Genomic DNA, 19,181 nt, shown 5'->3' with positions numbered 1-19,181 from the left:
GCCACGCAGGTTTCGAGACGCCGTCTCGTTCCTTGACGGCTCCTCAACCAGCGGGAGTCGTAACCCGGGCTATTGCGAGAAAGTGCTGCATCGTCAGCTGCTCGCCGCGCGAGGTGGGAGGCACCCCGGCGCTCTCCAGCGCCGCGGATGCCGCTGCCGAGTCCCCGAAGACGCTCGCGAGAGACTGCCGCAGCATCTTGCGGCGCTGCCCGAAGGCGGCATCCACGATCTCGAAGGTGCGCCGCCGCAGCGCGTCGTCGCCTGGCTGCTCGGCATCGCGCTGAAAGGCGACGAGGATCGAGTCGACATTGGGCACCGGCCAGAAAACCTGGCGGCTGACCTGCCCGGCAGCGCGCCATAGGCCGTACCACGCCGCCTTCACGCTCGGGCCGCCGTAGACCTTCGAACCGGGCTCGGCCGCGAGGCGCAAACCCACTTCTGACTGCACCATGACGACGCCGGAGCGGATCGACGGAAAGTGTTCGAGCAGGTGCAGCAGCACCGGAACTGAGATGTTGTACGGCAGGTTGGCGACGAGGCGCGTCGGGGTGCCGGGCAGCTCGGTGACCCGCATGGCGTCCTGGTGCAGCACGGTCAGCGCGGCGATCGGCCCATCGAGACGGCCGCGAGCGGCCTCCGCAGGGAGCGAACTCCCCATTGCCCGCACGGTGAGCGGCAGCTGCTCGGCAAGACGGCCGTCGATCTCGACCGCCACAACCGCGGCATCCGCCTCGAGCAGGCCCAGGGTGAGCGAGCCGAGTCCTGGGCCGATCTCCAATACCGTGTCGCCCGCCTGCACCCCTGCAACGCGCACGATGCGGCGCACGGTGTTGGCGTCAATCACGAAGTTCTGACCGAGCTTCTTGGTGGGTGTGAGATTCAGCAGTTCGGCCAGATCGCGAATCTCCGCCGGGCCCAACAGCTTCACGCGACGGCTCCGAGGGGGCCGGTCGGGGGCGCGGTGACCGGCTCCGAATCCCAGCGGCCGTACACCAGCTCGGTGTTGGAGGAGATCTGGGCGCCCAGCATCGAGACATCCGTGTTCAGGTGCTCGGCCATGGCCCGCAACGTGTGCGGAATCAGGTACGGCGCGTTGGGGCGGCCTCGGTACGGCGTGGGCGTGAGGTACGGGGCATCCGTCTCCACGAGCAGCAGGGAGCGCGGCGCCGCGGCGAGCGCTGCGCGCAGATTGTCGGCGTTCTTGAACGTCACGGTGCCGGCGAACGACATATACCAGCCGTTCTCGCTGCAGATCTCGGCCAGTTCGGCATCACCCGAGAAGCAGTGGAAGACGGTGCGCTCGGGCGCCCCGACCCGCTTGAGCGTTGCTATGACCTCGGCGTGGGCATCGCGGTCGTGAATCTGCAGCGCCAGATCATTTTGCTTCGCGATCTCGATGTGGGCTTCGAAGGAACGGAACTGTGCGTCGCGCCCCGGCGCCTCGGTGCGAAAGAAGTCAAGGCCGGTCTCACCCACGGCGCGCACGCGGGGCCGGGTGGCGAGCTCCGCTATCGCGGCCAGACCGTCGTTGAGCTCACCGCGCTTGTCGAGTTCGGGAGCATCATTGGGGTGGATGGCCACGGCCGCCAGCATGCGCGGCTCGATCGCGGCGGTCTCGGCCGACCACCTCGAGGTCTCGACATCCGTGCCCACCTGGATGACACCGCGGATGCCGACGCTCGATGCGCGATCGAGCTGCTCCCGGTACCCGAGCGGATTCTCCCCGTCCGCGATTTCGAGATGCGTGTGGTTGTCGTAAACCGGCACCACGAGCGGCTCGGGCAGCGGAGGATAGCTGAGATCGCGACTGCCGTCGCGATGCCGCGATCGCACGGGCGCGTTGTCACTCACTGCTGGCCTCGATACGCGGGAACAGGGCCTCGAGCGGGCTCACGGATGCGCCGGGCGGCAACTGGCCCCAGCGCCCCGCATCGCGAAGCGGCTGGGCCTCGAGCGGGCCGAGCGCCGAGGCGCCGAGCGCCGCCCAGAGCTTCGTCGTGGCGACGGGAATGACCGGACTGAGCAAGACGGCGAGCGCGCGAAGGCCCTCGGCCGCCGTGTACAGCACCGTGCCGAGTCGCTCGCGACTGGCCTCGTCCTTGGCCAGCACCCAGGGCTCCTGAATCGTGATGTAGCCGTTGAGCTCGTCGACAATGCGCCAGATGGCGCTCATGGCGTCGTGGATCGCAAACGAGGCGATCGACGCGTCAGCGGCATCCGTCGCCTCGGCGACCACGCGCTGCACGGCCTCGTCGGCGGACGTGTATGCGCCGGCCCCGGGCACCACGCCGTCGAAGTACCGGTTGACCATGGCCACAACGCGGGAGGCCAGGTTGCCGAAGCCGTTGGCGAGTTCGGCCTGATAGCGCGCGGCCAGATCCTCCCAGCTGAACGAGCCGTCCTGGCCGAAATTGATGGCGCGCATGAAGTAGTAGCGAAAGGCGTCGGAGCCGAACGTCTCGGTGATCTGGCTCGGCGCGATGCCCGTCAGCTTCGACTTGCTCATCTTCTCGCCGCCGACAAGCAGCCAGCCGTGGGCGAACACCTTTGCAGGAACCTCGAGACCGGCGGCCATGAGCATGGCGGGCCAGATCACGGCGTGAAAGCGCAGGATGTCTTTACCCACGATGTGAGTGCCGGGCCAGCGGCGGTCGAAGGCGGCATCGTCCTGGCCGTAGCCGACGGCGGTGATGTAGTTGAGCAGCGCGTCGAACCACACGTAGACGACGTGCGAGTCGTCCCACGGCACCTTGATGCCCCAGTCGAAGCTGGAACGCGAGATCGAGAGGTCGGAGAGGCCCTGGCGCACGAAGGCGATGACCTCGTTGCGCGCCGACTCGGGCTGCACGAAGTCGGGGCGGCTCTCGTAGAGGGCGAGCAGCCTGTCGGCGAATTCGCTCATGCGAAAGAAGTAGTTCTTCTCCTGCAGCAGCTCGAGCGGCTTCGAGTGGATGGCGCAGACCTTCTGGCCCTCATATTCGCCGGTGCCGTCGATGATCTCACTCTGCGGTTTGAACTCCTCGCAGCCCACGCAGTACAGGGCCTCGTATTCGCCGGCGTAGATGTGCCCGGCATCGTGCAGGCGCTGCACGAACAGTTGCACGTTCTTCTCGTGCCGCTCGTCGGTGGTGCGGATGAAGTCGTCGTTGGCGATGTCGACGGTCTTCAGCAGCGGCTGCCACGATTCGGCGACGAGTTTGTCCGCCCATTCCTTGGGCGTCGTGCCGTTTGCCGTCGCCGTGCGCAGAATCTTCTGGCCGTGCTCGTCCGTGCCGGTCAGCAGCCAGGTGTCGTCTCCGGCCTGGCGATGCCAGCGTGCCAGCACGTCCGCCGCCACCTCCGTGTAGGCGTGCCCGATGTGCGGAACATCATTCACATAGAAAATCGGCGTCGTGATGTAGAACGAGGAGGCGTCGGGCATGGTGACCAGTCTAAACGGCGGGCGCGAGGCATCCGCTTCTGTTACCGCGGGGCGATGAGGGCACGGTGTTCAGGCGTTGTCCTCGGCCTCCTCCTGTTCCGCCTCGGGCGGCTCAGGCGGCTGCGTTCCAGCGTTCGTGGCCCCCGCATCCGTGGCTCGTGCGCCCCTGCGGCCGAGTTCGATGAGCACTGCGGATGACACGACCCCCGCCGCGAGCGCGAAGAAGCCCCACTGCGGCCCCGAACGCACACGATGCAGCGCGGCATCGAGCGAGAGCCTGCCGGGGCCGTTGGCCGCCAGCGCGGTGAGGGTGGCGATGAGCACGGCGTTGTACTCCCAGCCGCGGTCGCTGTTCCACGGCCCATTCTTGCCGTGCACCTTGCGAATGGCCGTGGTCATGACGCCGATCAGCCCTGCCGCGGCAACGGGCGTGGCCAGGCCAGCGGCGAGCAGCGTGCCACTCGCGGCCTCTGTCACACCCGCCGCAATGGAGTTACGCCGAGCCGGCCGCATATCGGTGGCCTCCATCATCGCGTCCGTGCCCTCCAGCCCGCCGCCGCCGAACCAGCCCGTCAGCTTCTGCATGCCATGCCCGAAGAAGAGGCCCCCGATAACGACTCGAACGGCCAGTTTGCTCACGCTCATCTCGTGCCCCCTTGCCCGCCGCACAACGCGCGGCCGTGGATTCGCTGCCCACGCTAGGCCTCAGCTTGCAATGCCGCCATGGTCGCCGAGCGGTCGGTTACGCTTTCGCGGCCTGTGCTTTCGAAAGCTGCGCCTCGGAGATGAGGTCGCTGATCGCCGCGCCAAGTTCGGGATAACGGAATTCGTAGCCGCCGTCGGTGAGCCGCTGCGGAAGGCAGCGACGCCCGAGAAGCGCGAGCTTCGCATCCGTGCCCAGCAGGGGCGCACCCAGCCTGACCAGGGGTGCGGGTGTCGGCGGCGCCCATCCGCGCCCCAGCGCATGCCGGAGTTGCGCCATCAGTTCGGCGTTCCGCACCGGCCCAGGTGTGCACACGTGCACGACGCCGTCGATGGTGCCGAGGCCGTGCGTTGCACCGTCGCCCTCCATTGCACCGTCGCCCGAAACGAGCGCGTCGACGATGCCAAGAAAATCGGCGATGTGCAGCCAGGTGATCCACTGGGTGCCCGGGCCCACTCGGCCGCCGAGTCCCCAGCGCGTCATCGAGAGCAGGCGATCCAGCGCCGGGGTGTTGGCCTGCAGCACGATGCCGGTGTGCAGGATCACCTGGCTCGTGAGCGCGGCGGCGGGGTGCGCCGCCCGCTCCCATGCCGTGGCGACGCCGGTCATCTGGGCCGGGCCCTCCCGCACCGGATACCCCTCCCGAATCACCGTGTCGCCGCCGTCTCCGTAGATGGCCGTCGTGCTCATCTGCAGCCACCGGATCGGCGGCGCCTGTCTCGCGGCTTCGACGAGTGCCCGTGTGGGGCGCACCCGCGACTCCGCCAGGCGGTTGATCGTGCGCCTTGTCGGACGCTGGTCAACTATCTCGCCGGCGAGGTTGAGCAGCACGGCGCCGTCGAGTTCCTGCTGCCAGGGCCCCGGGCTTTCACCATCCCAGAGCACCTCGCGGGCACCGGATGCACCGGTTGATCGACGCGTCAGTACAACAACGTCGTCACCGAGCCGCGTGCGGTGGTCGGCGACGGCGCGCCCCAAGGCGCCGCTTCCACCGGCGATGACGAACTTCATGGCCCCACCGTAACGGTTGCGGCCCCCGCGCCGCTGCCTGCCTGCACGCACGCCCGCAGTCACGCACGCCCGCAGGCACGCACGGGCCGCGCACGGGGCGCACGAGGCGCACGGGGCGCGCACGCTAGACCGGACTTTTGGCGCTCAACCGGAAGATTCCGTCGATTTGTCCGGTCTTGCGTGAAAAGTCCGGTCGGGCGTCAAGGCCGGATTACGAACGGCGTGCGGCGAGCGCAGCCTGGTAGAGCTCGCGTTTGCCGAGGCCGGTGGCGTCAGCCACCTCGGCGGCGGCTTCTTTGAGACGCATGCCATCGGCGACGAGCGCGAGTACCTGGCCGAGCGCGGCATCCGGATCGGCGTCGCGAGCGGGCGCGCCGGCTACCACGATGCAGATCTCGCCACGCACGCCCTCGGCGGCCCATTCGGCCAGTTCGGCCGCTGTGCCCCGTTTCACCTGCTCGTAGAGCTTGGTGAGCTCACGGCACACGGCAACGCGCCGGCTCTCGCCCAGCGCGGATGCGACATCCGCCAGCGAGGCGGCAATGCGGTTCGGCGACTCGAAGAACACCATCGTGCGCTGCTCGTTCGCGAGCCGTCGCAGGCTCGCGAGCCGATCACCGCTCTTGCGCGGCAGAAAGCCCTCGAAGGTGAACCGATCGGTGGGCAGCCCTGAGACGGCGAGCGCGGTCAGCACGGCAGACGGGCCGGGAATGGCGGTGACCTGCACGTCGGCGGCGATCGCGGCATCCACGAGATGGAAGCCGGGGTCGGAGACGGTGGGCATGCCCGCGTCGCTGAGAACCAGAAGGTCCGCGTCGCGCGCGAGCTCCACGAGTTCGGCGGCCTTCTCGCGCTCATTGTGGTCGTGCAGCGCTATCAGGCGTGGCCGGTTTCGGATGCCGAGCCCGGCCAACAGACGTTGGGTCACCCGCGTGTCCTCCGCGGCTACCACGGCGGCCTGCTCCAGGGCCTCGACGAGCCGGGCCGACGCATCCTTCAGATTTCCTATGGGTGTGCCGGCCAGGATGATCATGCTGCCAGTCTGACAGCCTTACGCTCACTAGCATGGCAGGGTGACCTCGACGCCTCCCGACGACTTCGACGCCGTTGTGGGCGCAGCGCCGTCGGCCGTGACGACCCCGACCCTCGAACACACCGCCGAGCACGCGGCCGAACCGCGCGGCAGCCGCTTCGACGACTGGTGGGCTCGCACCGTGTACACGCCCGCGCGCCAGCGTCTCTGGTACTGGGGCGCGCCGCTCGCCGTCACGCTGCTTGCGGCGGTGCTGCGGCTGTGGAATCTCGGCAACCCGCACGTGCTCGTCTTCGACGAGACCTTCTATGTGAAGGACTCGTACACGCTCATGCACCTCGGCTACGAGGCCAGCTGGCCGGCCGACGCCGACACGAAGTTCAATGCCGGCGACACCGATATCTTCACCTCCGCGCCGTCGTTTGTCGCGCATCCGCCGTTCGGCAAATGGATGATCTCGCTCGGTCTTGCCGTCTTCGGCGCGGGCAACAGCGTGGGCTGGCGCATCAGCACGGCCATCGTGGGCATTCTCGCGGTCGTGCTCGTCATGCTGATCGCGCGGCGCCTGTTCCGCTCCACGCTCGTGGCCACCATTGCCGGCCTGCTCATGGCGGTCGACGGCCATGCCATCGTGATGAGCCGGGTGGCGCTGCTCGACGGTTCGGTCATGTTTCTGGCTCTGCTCGCCTTCGGCTGCCTGCTGTTGGACCGCGGCTGGTTTCAACGGCGGCTCGACGCGAAGGTCGCACGACGGCGTCTGGCCGGCGGCCCCGCCGACTGGGGGCCGACCCTGTGGTGGCGCCCCTGGCTGCTTACGGCCGCGGTTCTGCTCGGCCTGTGCAGCGGAGTCAAATGGAGCGGGCTCTACTTTCTCGCGTTCTTCGCCGTCTACGTTGTCGTGGTGGATGCCGTGGCTCGACGGCGCGCCGGCATTCCGTTCTGGATCAGCGCAAGCATCCTGAAGCAGGGCCCGGCAACCTTCCTGCTCATGGTTCCGCTCGCGCTGGTCACGTATATCGCCACGTGGACGGGCTGGCTCGTCACAAGCGGCGGTTACTACCGGCACTGGGCCCAGACGGATGGGCAGCCGTGGGCCGGCGCGCTCAATTGGGTGCCGTTGTGGTTCCAGAACCTCTGGCACTACCAGACCGCGATGTACGGCTACAGCATCAACCTGCACGTGCCGCACCCCTACCAGGCGAATCCGCTGACGTGGCTGTTCATGATTCGGCCCACCAGCATGTACTACGCGGGCTCCTCGCTCGGGCAGAACGGCTGCGCCTCGGCCAATTGCTCGTCGGCTATCACCTCGATCGGCAACCCGCTGATCTGGTGGGCCGCCGCCGCCTGCGCGTTCTACCTCGTCTACAGGCTGGCGCGTTACCGCGAGTGGAAGGTCGGCCTTATTCTCATGGGCCTCGCCGCGGGCTACCTGCCCTGGCTGCTCTATACCGGTCGCACGGTCTTCCAGTTCTACACGATCGCCTTCGAGCCGTACCTGATTCTCGGCCTCGCCTTCGTGATAAGCCTGATCATCGGAACACGAACGGATGCCGCATGGCGGCGCAAGCGCGGACTGCTGGTGACCGCGATATTCCTGGCCTTCGTACTCGCCATCAGCGTGTTCTTCTACCCGCTCTGGACAGGACAACAGGTGCCGTTCTGGTACTGGCAGTTGCACATCTGGTTACCGAGCTGGCGCTGAGACAGCACTCGAAAGCCCACGAAAATAAGCCCGATGACTGGCCGAATATATGCCGAAATTGGAATGTATTGTGCGCAGAGCTTTCACAGGGCCGGGGCTTAAGCTAAGTCATCTGCACCACTCAGGGCACGTTGCTCGTTACATTCGGCTGAGAAGTCCAAATCCATTGAGGGACTCATGTCAGCCATTACGCCTGCACCATCCGTCCGCATCATCAAGACCCGCCCCGGCGGAACGGGCAAGAACCCCACCTCCGACTACTCTGCGCTGCTGCAGACGGTACGCAACCTGGGCCTGCTGCGACGACGCCGCTCGTTCTACTTTGTCATGTTCGGTGTTCTCATGGCCTGCCTCGGTGGTGTGGTCACGGGCATGGTCTTGTTCGGTGACTCCTGGTACCAGTTGCTCATGGCCGGCGCCCTCGGCGTGATCCTCACGCAATTCGCCTTCCTCGCCCACGAGGCCTCGCACCGCCAGGTGTTCGAGTCGGGCAAGGCCAACGATCGCGCGGGCCGCTGGCTTGCCGACCTCGTCGTCGGCATCAGCTACTCGTGGTGGATGAACAAGCACTCCCGCCACCACGGCAAGCCCAACCAGGTGGGACTCGACCCCGATATCGAGCCGGACTTCATCGTGTTCCAGACCGAGCACGCCGAGAAGCTCACGGGCATCTCCGCCTTCCTCGCCCGCCGTCAGGGCTACCTCTTCTTTCCCGCCCTGCTCTTCGAGGGCTTCAACCTGCACCATCACGCGTTCCGCACCGTCTTCGGCAGGGGCAAGGTGGACCGTCGCAGTCTCGAGATCACGCTGCTGAGCATCCGGGTCATCGGTTATCTCGCGGTCATCTTCTACTTCATGCCGCTCGGTCTCGCGTTCGCGTTCATCGGCGTGCAGATGGCCGTCTTCGGCCTGTACATGGGCGCGTCGTTCGCCCCCAACCACAAGGGCATGCCGATTCTGCCGCACGACAGCAAGGTCGACTTCCTGCGTCGCCAGGTGCTGACCTCGCGCAACATCAGCGGCGGCTTCAGCATGGACACCTTCATGGGGGGCCTCAACTACCAGATCGAGCACCACCTGTTCCCGAACATGCCGCGGCCGCACCTGCGCAAGGCCCAGGAGATCGTGCGCGAGTACTGCCAGGCCCATAACATCGCGTACACCGAGACCCGGCTGACGCAGTCGTATCGCATCGTCATCGAGTACCTGAACCGGGTGGGGCTCGCCGCCCGCGACCCGTTCGACTGCCCCATGACGGCGCAATTCCGCAACCACTAGCTCTTCGCGACGCGCCAGCAACGGCGTCGGGCGGCAATGGCACCGCGCGCATCCGCGAGAATGGATGCGATGGCATCCGCAACACAGACCCCGCCCCGCACCACCCCTCTCCCCTGGCTTCCCGGCGTCGCCGTCGCGGGCGCCGCCGCGCTGCTGGCCTGGGGCATCCACTGGGTCGCGCCCGCCGTGCCGCTGCTCACGGCCGCCGTCGCGCTCGGCATCATCGTGGGACAGGTACCCGCGGTGCGCGGCCTGCTCACGGGTGTTCTCGCGCCCGGCCTCTCCGTTGCGGCGAAGCGGCTCATGCGCATCGGCGTGGTGTTGTTGGGCCTCAAACTCAGCCTCATCGACATCGGGCACCTGGGCTGGGTGACCATCGCTTCGACCATCGCCATCGTGATCATCACCTTCTTCGGCACCATCGCGCTGGGCCGGCTGATGCGGCTGCCCGGTCATCAGCCGCTCCTGGTGGCCACCGGGTTCTCGATCTGCGGCGCATCCGCTATTGGCGCGATGAGCGGAGTGATCAAGGCAAAGGATGAGGAGACGGCAACGCCCGTTGCGTTGGTGACCCTGTGCGGAACGCTCGCGATCTTCGTGTTGCCGGTGCTGTGGCATCCGTTCGGTCTCGACGCGGTGCAGTTCGGCCACTGGGTGGGTGCCGGCGTGCACGACGTGGGCCAGGTCGTGGCGACGGCACAGATCGCCGGGTCCGCCGCGCTGGCGGTGGCCATCGTGGTGAAGCTCACCCGCGTGCTCATGCTCGCCCCCATCGTGGCCATCACCGGAGTGGTCGAGCGCCGCCGCAACGTGAACCCCGATCCCACCGCCAAGCGCCCGCCGATCGTGCCGCTGTTCGTTGCGGGATTCATCGTGGCGATGCTGCTGCGCTCGTTCCTGCCGCTTCCGCACGTGGTGCTCGACTCGGCGGATACGCTCCAGACCGCCGTGCTCGCGATGGCGCTCTTCGGCCTCGGCGCCGCGGTGCGCCTGCGCACACTCGTCGGCACCGGCTGGCGCGCACTGGTCGTGGCGCTGCTGTCATGGGCACTGATCGCGGCCCTCGCCCTCGGCGCCGTCTGGCTGTCGCGCTAAGCGCGCTCACGAGCCTCGCGAATTCGGGATCTGTGCGGGTCGCGATGCCCGAAAACCCACACAAATGGCGAACTCGAGGCGAGCGCCAACGGGTTGCGGACTGTTACGGGGGCGAACGGGGCGGGTGGTGGCATCCGGTAGCGTGGCTGCCATGGCAGATCGCGAATACGGCTTTCGCACGCGTGCAATTCACGCGGGCAACATCCCCGACCAGGTGACGGGGTCGCGTGCGTTGCCCATCTATATCTCGAGCGCTTTCGTCTTCGACGACACCGCGGATGCCGCTGCCCGCTTCGCGCTGCAAAAGTACGGCAACGTCTACTCCCGGCTCTCCAACCCCACGGTGGCCTCCTTCGAGGAGCGCGTGGCGAGCCTCGAGGGCGGCCTCGGTGCCGTCGCGACGGCCAGCGGGCTCTCCGCGCAGTACATCACCTTCGCGTCGCTCGCCGGCGCCGGTGACCACATCGTGGCATCCGCGAGTCTCTACGGCGGCTCGGTCACGCAACTGGATGTGACGCTGCGTCGCTTCGGGGTCGAGACCACATTCGTGCACTCCTCCGACCCAGCTGAGTACGCCGCGGCCATCACCGACAAGACCAAGCTGATCTTCGCCGAGACCATCGCGAACCCCTCCGGCGAGATCGCCGACATCGAGGGGCTGGCCGAGGTCGCACACGCCGCAGGGCTCCCCCTCATCATCGACTCGACCATCGCCACGCCGTACCTCAACCGTCCGATCGAGTGGGGCGCAGACGTCGTCGTGCACTCGGCAACCAAGTTTCTCGGCGGCCACGGAACCGCCATGGGCGGCGTGGTCATCGAAAGCGGTCGCTTCGACTGGCACAGCGACAAGTTCCCCCTGTTCGGCCAGCCGGTGCCGACGTACGGCGGCCTCGAATGGTCGGGAAACTTCGGCGAATACGCCTTTCTCACCCGGCTGCGCGCCGAGCAGTTGCGCGACATCGGTCCAACGCTCGCGCCGCACTCGGCTTTTCTGCTCGCGCAGGGCGTGGAAACGCTGCCGTTCCGGGTGCAGGCCCACGTTGACAATGCCCGCGCCGTGGCCCAGTGGCTGGATGCCGACCCACGCATCGAGCATGTGTACTGGGCGGGCCTGCCCGCGCATCCGCATCACGAGCGCGCGCAGAAATACCTGCCCAAGGGTCCGGGTTCCGTTTTCAGCTTCGTGGTGAAGGGTGGTCGGCCCGTCGGCCAGACGTTCATCGAATCGGTGAACCTGGCCAGTCACCTGGCTAACATCGGCGACGCGAAGACCCTCGTGATCCACCCCGCCTCCACCACGCACGCGCAGCTGACCGAACAACAACTGAACGACGCCGGGGTTCTGCCCGGCCTGGTCAGGATTAGTGTGGGCATCGAGGACGTTGATGACATCATCTACGATCTCGATCAGGCGCTCGCGCAGGCAACCGCGTAGGGCACAGGAGGACACACCATGAGCACCGCAACGGATGACGTCGTCACCACCCACCTCTCCAACGGCCTCAGCTGCGAGCTGCCGGCCTCATCGCCGCTGGCGAAGCTGCTCAAATCGCAGCGCACGTGGGTGGGCCCGGACGCCAAGCAGCGCCTGAAGATTCTGCGTGAGGCCAAGTCCGTGGCGATTGTGGGCGCATCGCCCAACCCGGCGCGGTCGAGCTATTTCGTGGGCACCTATCTCTCGCAGTCGAGCAACTACCGCCTGTACTTCGTGAACCCGAATGCCGACACGATCATGGGCCAGAAGGCGTACCCCGACCTGGCGTCGCTGCCCGAGGTTCCCGACATCGTCGACGTCTTTCGCAAGGCCAGCGACATTCCCTCTGTCATTGACGACGTGCTCGCCATCGGTGCCAAGACCGTGTGGGTGCAGCTCGGAATCTGGAACCAGGATGCCGCCGTCTACGGCGAATCCAAGGGCCTCACCGTGGTCATGGACCGCTGCATCAAGGTGGAGCACGCCCGCTTCCACGGCGGCCTGCACCTGCTCGGCTTCGACACCGGGCAGATCACCAGCCGCAAGACCATTCGCTAGTCGGTGATGCCTGAACCCGTGACGTCGGTTCCGGTTTCACCGGGGTCGATGATCGCCGGGTTCGTGGTGGGTGCACGCACCGACGTGACCCGTGCCCGCGGCATCCGCAGTGCGTAGGCGGATGCCGCAAGCATGAGCACCGCAGCCAGGCCGAACGCCGCCTCGAACGAGACGGCGTCAACGAGGTAACCCGCCACGAGCGGGCCGACGATGGCGCCCGCGTCGGAGAACATCGAGAACACTGCCACCGGATGCCCGCCCCTCGACCCCGCAGCATCGCCCACGGCTGCGGCGGGGGCCGTTCCCATGAACGCCGCGGCCACCCCGTACACGCAGAGCAGCGCGATGAGCGCGGCGATGCCCGGCGCGAGCGGCAGCATCACCATTGCCACGGCGCCGACGGCGAAGGAGGCGATGATGGCCGGGCGGCGGCCCACCTTGTCCACGAAGGTGCCCGCCGGAGCGAGCGTGAGCGTCTGGGCCACCGCCGCCACCGCGAAGGCGATGCCCGTCCACACCGTCTCGTGGTGCAGCACCTCAACGACGAGCACAGGCACGAGCGCGCTGCGCACACCGAGGGCCGCCCAGCCCTGCGCGAAGTTGGCAAGGCAGGCGGCACGATAACGGGTGTCTGCCAGCACCTCACGGAACGGGCGCGGAGGCGCGGCGGCGGCATCCGTCACCGCCTGCGTCTTTGCCTTGAGCAGGAACAGGCCGACGAGACCGGCGATCGTGAGCGTCGCGGCATAGAAGAAGAAGGGCGCGCGCAGCGAGACCAGCGAGAGCACGCCACCGAGCGCCGGCCCCGCCATTCCGCCGATCAGAAAGCCGCCCTGGTAGAAGCCCACGGCGCGGCCGCGCAGAGCCACGGGTGTCGTGCCGAGCAGCAGGGTCATGGCCGAGACGCTGAACATCGCCGAGCCAATGCCGCCGGCTCCGCGCAGAATCAGCACCTGCGGGTAGTTCTGCGCCACACCGACGAGCGCGCTCGAGACCGCCACGATGCCAATGCCCACCGCGAGAATCGTACGTTCGCCGCCCCTGTTGATGAGCCAGCCGCAGAACGGGCTGGCGACCAGCCGCATGAGGGCGAAGGCCGAGACGACGGCGCCGATCTCGAGGTAGCCGACGCCGAAGCTGCGCACGAAGACCGGTAGCACCGGCACGACGACACCGAAGCCCACCATGACGAAGAAGGCCACGACGCCGAGCACGTAGACGTCGCGACCCAGCCGCGGCTTCACGGCTGCGCGGGAGGGCACCGGTTGCCCGGGCGGCACAATGGTCACCGCTACAGGCTATTCGCTCCCGGTGCGCAGTAGACGCCCGGCCGGAGCACAGGCCGGGCGGCGGTCGCTAAACTCGGCAGGTGCCTTCCTCCCCGACCATCGCCGACATTCGTGTCGCGGTGCTCGGGCCGGTGCGCGTTGCCGGGCCAGGCTTGGCGGCTGGCGCGACCACACTCGTCGAACCGGCCGGCGCCCGCGGCAAGGCGCTCATCGTCGCCCTCGCCGCCTCCCCCGGCGTCAGCGTCTCGGTTGCCCAGCTCATCGACGAGTTGTGGCAGGACGAACCACCGAAGGGCGCCAGAGCGGCCCTGCAGACCCTTGTCTCCAGGCTTCGACAGGCCAGCGCCGAAGGGCTGATCGAATCCGGCCCCTCCGGATACGCACTGAATCTCTCCCCCCGCCAGACGGATGCCGGCCTCGCCTCCGCCCTCTTGGCCGAGGCTCGCGACGCCCACCGTCGCGGCGACACCGACGAGGCCGTGCGCCTCACCTCCGATGCCCTCGCGCTCTGGCGGGGCGAGCCTGGTGCCGATCTCGGCGCCACCGAACTCGCGAGCGAGCTGCAGGCGCGCGCCGCCGCGCTGCGCGGCGAGCTGCTGCGACTGCGCGCATCCGCCCGTCTGGGTGAGGGCGACAATGCTGGGGCGCTGACGGACCTCGACGCGGCGAGTGCCGCATCCGAAGCGACAGCCGTATCCGGAGCGACAGTGCCATCCGCATTCGACGAGGAGCTCGTCACGCTGCGCATGCGCGCGCTCGCAGCCGCCGGGCGCCGTAACGATGCGGTGCGCGTCTTCGGCGACTTCCGTGCACTTCTGCGCGACGAACTCGGCACCGACCCCTCGCCCGCCCTGGTGAGCCTGAACGCCGAGCTGCTGCGCGAGGAAACCGCCACGAGACCGGCCGCGATCCGCATCGGTCTGCGCACGGCACCGAATGAGCTGCTCGGTCGCGAACACGATATCGAGGCACTCAAGGCGCTGCTGCGCACCGCGAGACTCACCACGATTCTGGGCCCCGGCGGCCTGGGCAAGACCCGCTTGGCCCAGGAGCTCGCCCGCACGGCCGCCGAGCACACACCCGCCGTCATCGTCGTCGAGCTCGCCAGCGTGCGCACCGGCGAAGACGTGACGCTCGCGCTGGCGTCGACCCTCGGCATCCGCGAGGCGAGCACCGGCCGGCTCAAGCTCAACGACCCGGGCGTGCGCCTCGACGTGCACGAACGTATTCTCGCCACTCTCGGCGAGCGCGAGACGCTGCTGGTCATCGACAATTGCGAACACATCGTGGATGCCGCGGCGTCCTGGATCGCGGACATCCTGGCCTCCACCACCACGGTTCGGGTGCTCGCCACCAGCCGTGCACCGCTGGCGATCAGCGCAGAGCAGGTCTACCCACTCGACTCTCTCGCGAGCAACCCCGGTGAGGATGCCGCACCCGCCGTCACCCTGTTCGTGGAGCGCGCCCGCGCGGCCCGCCCCGGCGTGAACCTCCCGCTCGAGGCCATAGCGCGGCTGTGTACACGCCTCGATGGCCTGCCGCTGGCCATCGAGCTGGCGGCGGCACGCGTGCGGTCGATGCCCGTCGAGGAGATCGAGCGCCGCCTGAACAATCGCTTCGCGCTGCTCACCGGTGGCGAGCGCACCGCGCCGGAGCGGCATCGCACGCTCACGGCCGTCATCGACTGGAGCTGGAATCTGCTCGGCGCCTCCGAACAGCGGCTGCTGCGCCGCCTCTCCAGTTTTCCCGACGGCTTCGGAGCGGATGCCGCGCAGCTCGTGGGCGAGGACGATGACGCCCACGATGTCACCAACGATCTCGACGGTCTCGTCAACCAATCACTCGTCGCCGTCTCGGAGGACGACGCGACGGGCCTGATGCGGTATCGCATGCTCGAGACGGTGCGCGAGTTCGGCTCGATGGCGCTCGTCGACGCCGGCGAGGATGCCCGGATTCAGCGCGCGATGTTCCGCTGGGCCGAGCAATTCGCGATCAGCACCATAGCCGAGCTCGACAGCGACGCGCAGATTCGAGCTTTCGCCCTCGTCACGGCCGAACAGGACAATCTCATCGCCGTGCTGCGCGAGGCGATCGATGCGGGCGCCGCCGACACCACCGTCACCCTGTTCTCCTTGCTCGGCTACTACTGGTCGATGCGCGGCGCCCACTCGGATGTCGCCGCTTTCGGCGCATCCGTCGTCACCGTCACCCGCCATTACACTCCCGATGAGGCGCACCGGGATGCGGCAATCATGTCGTATTCGCTAGCCGGCACCATGGCCTTTTTCGGAGATCCACGCACCAGCCTGCTCGCGATCGGTCGCTTGCGGGCGATGAAACGTCTCGGCGCGGCCCACGATCCCCGCCTCGAGGCGATGAGCGAACTGCTGCTGACCGCCACGACGCAGTTCGACTCTTTCCGCGGCGAGCTCAAGCGATACACGCGCTCGGACGACCCAGGTGTCGCAGGCTTGGCCTCTCTTCTCAGTGCGCAGATGTATGAGAACGATGGAGAGCTCGCGCAGTCCCTCGCCTCCTCGACCCGCGCTTACGAACTCGCACAGGGGCGCGGCAACGTCTGGTCGGAGGCCACAGCCGCGCAGTCCCTCGCCGAGTTACACAGCCAACGTGGCCGCCCCCGCGAGGCGCTCATGTGGGCAGAACGTTCCAGGCAGGGCCTCAACGCCCTGCAGGCGCACGGCGATCTGCAGCAGCTGAACTGGATGATCGGCCTGAATGAGGTCTCCATGGGCGATGCCGAAGGCGCGCGTGCGACCTTCGAGCACTTCGTTGACGACGACGATGCCACTCTCGGCGATGACTTTCACGACCTGCGCTCCATCGGGTACTCCGGCCTGGCCGAAATCGCGTTCCATGACGGACGCTCCCCTGATGCCGTGAGTCTCTACCTTCAGGCGGTGGACAGCTTCGGCACCAGTCACCGCTCCCCCTGGCTCACCATCGTGACCTCGGCGGCGCTTGCCGCGCAGGTACGCGCCGACGTGCGAGAGTACGCACGCGCCGACGCCATCGCGGCGAAACTCCGAACACGCCTGCTCGTCACCCGGCGGCTTCAGGTCGACAACAGCGATATGCCCGTCGCGGGCAGTGGTCTTGTGGCTCTCGCCGCGTGGCTGGCGTGGCCGGGCCGGGCCGGAGCATCCGCCGCCGTCACCGAAATCGCCCTGCGGATGCTCTTTCTCGGCGACCGCATGGGTTCCCGCCAGGATCTGCCCACTCTGAACATCACGAGGCTCACGGATGCCGCGGTCGCGGCCCACGGCTCGGCCGCCGTTGACGCGGCCCGTCTTCACGCCGAGGCGCTGACGCCGCGCGAGGCGATGACGCAGGGCTTCGAGCTGCTCAGAAACAGGGCGCTGCTCGCGAGGTTCGCGATTGCGCCGGTCGAGTAGCGCAGCGAGGAACGAGCGAAGCGTATCGAGACCCCCGCAGAATTCTCTGCAGGGGTCTCGATACGCACTACCCGACCAGCGGCGGCACTCAGGCCTTGCGCATGTACGCCCGCACCGTGAGCGGCGCGAAGATCGCGACGATAACGGCGGCGCCGATGAGCGAGATGACGAGGTCCACGCCGACGGTGCCGTTGTTCGCGAGGTCGCGCACCGCCGTCACCAGGTGTGAGATCGGGTTGACGTTCACGAACACCTGCAGCCAGCTGGGCAGCGAGTCGACCGGAACGAACGCGTTCGAGAGAAAGGTGAGCGGAAACAGGATGATCATCGAGATGCCCTGCACGCTCGACGCGCTGCGCGCTATCACCCCGAAGAAGGCGAAGATCCAGCTGATGGCCCACGAGCAGGCGATCACGAGCAGGCCGGCAAGAACGACGGCACCGAAGCCGCCGCCGGGGCGGTAGCCCATGATGTAGCCCATCACGAAGGTCAGCGTTGTGGCTATCGCGTAGCGAATCGTGTCGGCGAGCAGCGCGCCGGCCAGCGGCGAGATGCGCGCTATCGGCAGCGACTTGAACCTGTCGAACACGCCTTTGTCCATGTCCTCCCGCAACTGCACGCCCGTGACGACGGATGTCGTGATCACGGTCTGCACGAGAATGCCCGGTATGAGCAGCGGCAGGTAGCTCGCGATGTTGCCCGCGATGGCGCCGCCGAACAGGTAGGTGAACATGAGGGTGAACAGAATCGGCTGCACCGTCACGTCGACGAGCTGCTCCGGCGTGCGCTTGATCTTCAGCAGGCCACGGTAGGCCATGGTGAACGAGTTGCGCACGGTCTGGCCGACGCTCGTGTGATTCTTGAGTTGGCGCTGGACTCCGGGGGTGATGGTGCCCTGCGTGATGGTGATGGCGCTCATGCGCTGATCCTTTCGGCTTGACGCGGGTCGGCATCCGTTTCTGCGGACGTCTCGTCCTCGACGCCGTGCCCGGTAATGGTGAGAAAGACCTCGTCGAGCGTCGGCTTCTGCACGCTCATCTCGGTCAGGTGGATGCCCGCCTCCCGCAACGTGACCAGCAGGTCGGTGACGCGGTCGGCATCCGCCATGGGTGCGGTGATGCGGGCCGCTTCGGGCGAGATGGTTCCCTGCGCGCCGAGCACGGCCTGGATCGCACGAAGCGCATCCTCGGTGTCGGCCGTGTCTTCCAGCCGCAACTGCAGCGACGAGGTGCCGACGGATGCCTTCAACTCGTCGGCGGTTCCCTCGGCCACCACGCGCCCGGTGTCGATCACCGCGATGCGGTCGGCGAGCTGGTCGGCCTCGTCGAGCATCTGCGTGGTGAGCAGCACGGTGGACCCACTGGCGACGAGACCGCGAACGGTATCCCACATCTGGGCGCGGGTGCGCGGGTCGAGTCCGGTGGTCGGCTCGTCGAGGAAGATGAGCGGCGGCTGCGCGATGAGGCTCGCGGCGAGGTCGAGCCGGCGACGCATGCCGCCGGAGAACTTCGCCAGCGGGCGGCGGGCGGCCTCGGTGAGATTGAAAGCCTCGAGCAGCTCGCTCGCCTTCGCCCGGGCCTCGGAGCGGCTGAGCCCGAGCAGACGGGCGAAGATGATGAGGTTCTCGGTGGCGCTGAGTTTCTCGTCAACGGAGGCGAACTGCGCGGTCACGCCTATCAGCTGGCGCACGATCTGCGACTGCCTGACCACGTCGTGACCGAAGATGCTCGCCTCGCCGCCGTCGGGCTTCAGCAATGTGGCGAGCATGCTGATGGTGGTGGTCTTGCCTGCCCCGTTGGGGCCGAGCACGCCGTAGACGGTGCCGGTGCGAACGTTGAGGTCGACGCCGTCGACCGCTCGGTTGTCTCCAAAAGTCTTGACGAGCCCGTGGGCTTCGATGGCCCAGTCGGTTGTGATGCTCATGATTGTCCTTTCACGCGGATTGCGTTGTGATGAATTCATGGTGTCGTGCGGCACTTACACCGCACTGACGAAGCACTCACGGGGCGCTTACAGTCGCCAACACCGCGCTCAAGCCGGTGTAAGCGGTCGACGACAGCTGCGTCCCAATCCGTCTTCGGTCTCCTCACGACCAATACGGTCCCTGAGAGTGACCCGTACCCATACGTGCGGGGGATGTGGCCCTTGCGTGCTGCCGCATAGTGTTCTTGAAACGAGAAGCAATCGAGAGGACGGTA

Annotated in this window: 15 protein-coding genes; 6 read left to right on the top strand and 9 right to left on the bottom strand. The window is 67.5% G+C overall.

What is annotated here, in order from left to right:
* Nucleotides 1–43 precede the first annotated feature (43 nt).
* The 6 genes from rsmA to rsmI form a co-directional block, all read right to left on the bottom strand.
* Entirely contained in the window at nt 44–928 is an 885-nt protein-coding gene (rsmA, locus tag ASC63_RS09140; RefSeq protein ID WP_055812244.1) for a 16S rRNA (adenine(1518)-N(6)/adenine(1519)-N(6))-dimethyltransferase RsmA, read from the bottom strand.
* On the bottom strand, nt 925–1,851 hold the full coding sequence (locus ASC63_RS09135) for a TatD family hydrolase (RefSeq protein WP_055812240.1): 927 nt from the start codon (nt 1,849–1,851) through the stop codon (nt 925–927). Before ASC63_RS09135 ends, rsmA begins: the two co-directional genes overlap by 4 nt.
* Nucleotides 1,844–3,421, bottom strand: a complete 1,578-nt coding sequence (gene metG / locus ASC63_RS09130) for a methionine--tRNA ligase (RefSeq protein WP_055812237.1) — start codon at nt 3,419–3,421, stop codon at nt 1,844–1,846. Before metG ends, ASC63_RS09135 begins: the two co-directional genes overlap by 8 nt.
* Before the next feature lie 69 nt (nt 3,422–3,490).
* The gene (locus ASC63_RS09125) at nt 3,491–4,066 is read right to left on the bottom strand and encodes a DoxX family protein (RefSeq protein ID WP_082487440.1); all 576 of its coding nucleotides are present in this window, start codon (nt 4,064–4,066) and stop codon (nt 3,491–3,493) included.
* A gap of 97 nt (nt 4,067–4,163) precedes the next feature.
* Nucleotides 4,164–5,135 (bottom strand): epimerase, encoded by a 972-nt coding sequence (locus ASC63_RS09120; RefSeq protein ID WP_055812233.1) that lies wholly within the window; start codon nt 5,133–5,135, stop codon nt 4,164–4,166.
* Nucleotides 5,136–5,346: 211 nt separating this feature from the next.
* Complete coding sequence (rsmI, locus tag ASC63_RS09115) at nt 5,347–6,168, bottom strand: 16S rRNA (cytidine(1402)-2'-O)-methyltransferase (protein ID WP_055812230.1); 822 nt, start codon at nt 6,166–6,168, stop codon at nt 5,347–5,349.
* A gap of 40 nt (nt 6,169–6,208) precedes the next feature.
* Between rsmI and ASC63_RS09110 the strand changes: the two genes are divergently transcribed.
* The 5 genes from ASC63_RS09110 (at nt 6,209) to ASC63_RS09090 (ending at nt 12,281) form a co-directional block, all read left to right on the top strand.
* Nucleotides 6,209–7,873 (top strand): dolichyl-phosphate-mannose--protein mannosyltransferase, encoded by a 1,665-nt coding sequence (locus ASC63_RS09110; RefSeq protein ID WP_082487438.1) that lies wholly within the window; start codon nt 6,209–6,211, stop codon nt 7,871–7,873.
* Between the two features lie 177 nt (nt 7,874–8,050).
* Nucleotides 8,051–9,151, top strand: coding sequence for a fatty acid desaturase family protein (locus ASC63_RS09105; RefSeq protein ID WP_055812227.1), 1,101 nt, complete (start codon nt 8,051–8,053; stop codon nt 9,149–9,151).
* Nucleotides 9,152–9,220: 69 nt separating this feature from the next.
* A complete protein-coding gene (locus tag ASC63_RS09100; protein WP_055812224.1) occupies nt 9,221–10,246 on the top strand; it encodes a YeiH family protein in 1,026 nt (341 codons plus the stop codon).
* A gap of 151 nt (nt 10,247–10,397) precedes the next feature.
* Entirely contained in the window at nt 10,398–11,684 is a 1,287-nt protein-coding gene (locus ASC63_RS09095) for an O-acetylhomoserine aminocarboxypropyltransferase/cysteine synthase family protein (protein ID WP_055812221.1), read from the top strand.
* A gap of 18 nt (nt 11,685–11,702) precedes the next feature.
* Complete coding sequence (locus tag ASC63_RS09090; protein WP_055812218.1) at nt 11,703–12,281, top strand: CoA-binding protein; 579 nt, start codon at nt 11,703–11,705, stop codon at nt 12,279–12,281.
* Here the strand turns inward: ASC63_RS09090 and ASC63_RS09085 are convergent.
* Nucleotides 12,278–13,570: an MFS transporter gene (locus ASC63_RS09085; RefSeq protein ID WP_235492039.1), complete on the bottom strand. Its 1,293-nt coding sequence runs from the start codon at nt 13,568–13,570 to the stop codon at nt 12,278–12,280. The genes ASC63_RS09090 and ASC63_RS09085 overlap by 4 nt on opposite strands.
* Nucleotides 13,571–13,650: 80 nt before the next feature.
* On the opposite strand from ASC63_RS09085, the gene ASC63_RS09080 reads away from it, so the two are divergent.
* On the top strand, nt 13,651–16,983 hold the full coding sequence (locus ASC63_RS09080) for a BTAD domain-containing putative transcriptional regulator (RefSeq protein ID WP_235492037.1): 3,333 nt from the start codon (nt 13,651–13,653) through the stop codon (nt 16,981–16,983).
* 88 nt (nt 16,984–17,071) lie between these two features.
* On the opposite strand, the gene ASC63_RS09075 is transcribed toward ASC63_RS09080, so the two are convergent.
* Together ASC63_RS09075 and ASC63_RS09070 are read right to left on the bottom strand one after the other, a co-directional pair.
* Nucleotides 17,072–17,902: an ABC transporter permease gene (locus ASC63_RS09075; protein ID WP_200936825.1), complete on the bottom strand. Its 831-nt coding sequence runs from the start codon at nt 17,900–17,902 to the stop codon at nt 17,072–17,074.
* Entirely contained in the window at nt 17,899–18,906 is a 1,008-nt protein-coding gene (locus ASC63_RS09070) for an ATP-binding cassette domain-containing protein (protein WP_055812215.1), read from the bottom strand. Before ASC63_RS09070 ends, ASC63_RS09075 begins: the two co-directional genes overlap by 4 nt.
* Nucleotides 18,907–19,181 lie beyond the last annotated feature (275 nt).

The organism is Leifsonia sp. Root112D2, assembly GCF_001424905.1.
In the GTDB taxonomy this organism is placed as follows: Bacteria; Actinomycetota; Actinomycetes; order Actinomycetales; family Microbacteriaceae; genus Root112D2.
Note: the sequence above shows the minus strand (reverse complement) of the source record. Positions and strands in the feature narration are given on the sequence as shown.

Bases quoted from the DNA above. Each gene is read 5' to 3' on its own strand.
- ASC63_RS09125 (WP_082487440.1), bottom strand. From the start codon at position 4,066: ATGAGCGTGAGCAAACTGGCCGTTCGAGTCGTTATCGGGGGCCTCTTC.
- ASC63_RS09105 (WP_055812227.1), top strand. From the start codon at position 8,051: ATGTCAGCCATTACGCCTGCACCATCCGTCCGCATCATCAAGACCCGC.
- metG (WP_055812237.1), bottom strand. From the start codon at position 3,421: ATGCCCGACGCCTCCTCGTTCTACATCACGACGCCGATTTTCTATGTG.
- ASC63_RS09100 (WP_055812224.1), top strand. From the start codon at position 9,221: ATGGCATCCGCAACACAGACCCCGCCCCGCACCACCCCTCTCCCCTGG.
- ASC63_RS09120 (WP_055812233.1), bottom strand. From the start codon at position 5,135: ATGAAGTTCGTCATCGCCGGTGGAAGCGGCGCCTTGGGGCGCGCCGTC.
- ASC63_RS09090 (WP_055812218.1), top strand. From the start codon at position 11,703: ATGAGCACCGCAACGGATGACGTCGTCACCACCCACCTCTCCAACGGC.
- rsmI (WP_055812230.1), bottom strand. From the start codon at position 6,168: ATGATCATCCTGGCCGGCACACCCATAGGAAATCTGAAGGATGCGTCG.
- ASC63_RS09095 (WP_055812221.1), top strand. From the start codon at position 10,398: ATGGCAGATCGCGAATACGGCTTTCGCACGCGTGCAATTCACGCGGGC.
- ASC63_RS09070 (WP_055812215.1), bottom strand. From the start codon at position 18,906: ATGAGCATCACAACCGACTGGGCCATCGAAGCCCACGGGCTCGTCAAG.
- ASC63_RS09075 (WP_200936825.1), bottom strand. From the start codon at position 17,902: ATGAGCGCCATCACCATCACGCAGGGCACCATCACCCCCGGAGTCCAG.